Below are 2,012 nucleotides of genomic sequence, written 5' to 3' on the forward strand. Positions count from 1 at the left end.
GTCGAAGCCGCCTGGCATTACCGGCGACTACCGGCAATAGGTTATGGGCTCAAGAAACGCCAAGAAGGACAACCAGAGAAGATCAAGGCCATCTCCTGGCAGGCACAACACCGGCTTAATTTAAAGTTCCGCCGCTTAACAGGAAGGGGCAAAATAAAACAAGTAGCAGTAGTAGCGGTAGCCCGGGAATTACTAGGCTTTATGTGGGCGATAGCCCAGGAAGTAAAGCAGGAAGAAAAACTCACCAAGATTGCTTAAAGAATTAACTATCATTTCCTCAGACCAACCTAGCCAGTTGTCAGTTGCCAATACCAATTATCACAAGCAGGGTGTAGGAGCCAGTAGGTGGTGTTCGGCAGCGGTAAGGAGAACCCCCGGCACTTCCTATGTGCCAGGCGTATTTTGACCTGATGCACGTTCTTAGACCGGGGCAGCTCCCGACGCATAAACGTCTTGTGGTAGCCAATCCACGCATATCAGGTTGAGCAACCGTCGATTAAGCCCAACCCACCTATTGCCCCCTGCACCCTGGATGAGGGGTGGGATAACAAAACAAGAAAAATAAAGCGCAATCCGCCCGGCAGCTTTTGCATTATAGGGCGGGTCGCTGCGCCAGTCAAGGGTAAAGCCTGCGGCCCACTACGCGGCCCTTGACAGGCTTGCTCCCCGCCCAGGATGGGGCTGCCAGAGCCGGGCGGAAAGAGTTAAAATCCGTAGACGTCCAACTTTGAATTGCTGCCTTGAGCAGTGGGTGGATATTTCTGTCCCCAAAACAGGTTTCGCAAAAAAATTTCGGAGGGGCTTGACAAGGCCCTTCCATATCAGGAGGAACCCATTGATGCAAATAAGGTCTTTCATTAAAAGGGGTGTAATCCTAGCCTAAATAAGTGTAATGCTTAAATAGTTATAGACAAAAGATGGTAAATTGGTATCCTAAAAGGACGGTCTGCCTTTTATTTAGCTTTGTTATCAGTCATTACCACCTTAGAAGAAGGGGATAATGTGCTCGCCGGCAACAATCGGACCCTGTTGAAAGCATTAATCGTTATGACCTTACTACCAATCCTCGCCTTTACAGCCTGCGCCCGATCATCTCAATCGCCAAAAGAAATCGAGGAGGTAGTAGCCCTTGTAAATGGTCAACCAATAACTAAGGAAGCCCTGGAAAAAGAAATGCTTAGAATGCAATTAACGGCTGAAATGAGGATTCAATCAGGATCTGTTTCTAACATAGACGAGTTTCTAAAGAATTCCGGACGGGACTGGTCCAAGATGTCGCCAGAAGAAAAGCGTTACTACCTCCGGGCAAAACGTCAAAGCGAGATGACAGGGGACAAGAATGAGGCTTTTAACCGGCTGGTGCGGGAAGAGGTCTTATACCAGGAAGCAGTTAAGGAGGGATATAAAGTTTCTATAGACGAGGCCCGGCAACGTTACCAGGAAATAGAGACCCTTTCCCAGGAATCCCTAAAAGAGGCGCTTAAAGATGCAAAAGCCAAGGAAGAGATAGAAAGGCTGCAAGAGGTTGAAAAGAAGTTCATGGAATTGATGGGCTTTACCAGTCCGGAAGTGCTAACAGAATACCGGGTGCAAAGCCTCATGCGGACCATGCCCATTAACCGTTTGCGGGAAAAGTTTAAAGCGGAATGGGGCAATAAACATCCTGAAATCCGCGGGGATGAGTTCCGGTACATGGTTGAAAATCGCTGGGAAGATTATACTAACGAAATTTTGCACCGGGCCGATATTCGTATAAAAGACAAAGACCTTGAGGTTATTTATGATTAGTCTTTTTCACCACCTTAGCATGAACTCCTGTGCAGCGATCAAATACCGGTAATTTCACTGTCCGTAACACCTTGAAGTCATTGGCATCGAAAAAGATCAGTTCTTTACCGTTGCGCAAAACTATTTTACCGTCAATAGATTGCATGGCGGGGCGTTCTCCCGTCCATTCCCCGGTGTAGATAGTTTCCTGCCCTTCCTTTTCCGGGTTTAACCGGGAGATTTTA

At 47.6% G+C, this 2,012-nt stretch carries 2 protein-coding genes and 1 pseudogene; 2 read left to right on the top strand and 1 reads right to left on the bottom strand.

All coding sequences use genetic code 11. From position 1 onward, the window contains the following. Both MOST_RS17415 and MOST_RS15530 read left to right on the top strand, forming a co-directional pair. Window positions 1-258: pseudogene (locus tag MOST_RS17415) on the top strand (IS110 family RNA-guided transposase); the annotation flags it as partial. A 744-nt stretch (window positions 259-1,002) separates the two neighbouring features. Beyond that, on the top strand, window positions 1,003-1,788 hold the full coding sequence (locus MOST_RS15530) for a SurA N-terminal domain-containing protein (protein ID WP_054936083.1): 786 nt from the start codon (window positions 1,003-1,005) through the stop codon (window positions 1,786-1,788). On the opposite strand, the gene MOST_RS17420 is transcribed toward MOST_RS15530, so the two are convergent. Further along, window positions 1,775-2,012: hypothetical protein (locus tag MOST_RS17420; RefSeq protein ID WP_161952865.1), on the bottom strand; the 238-nt coding region annotated here is incomplete at its 5' end. The genes MOST_RS15530 and MOST_RS17420 overlap by 14 nt on opposite strands.

The sequence above is a fragment of the Neomoorella stamsii genome (genome assembly GCF_002995805.1).
In the GTDB taxonomy this organism is placed as follows: Bacteria; Bacillota; DSM-521; order Neomoorellales; family Neomoorellaceae; genus Neomoorella; species Neomoorella stamsii.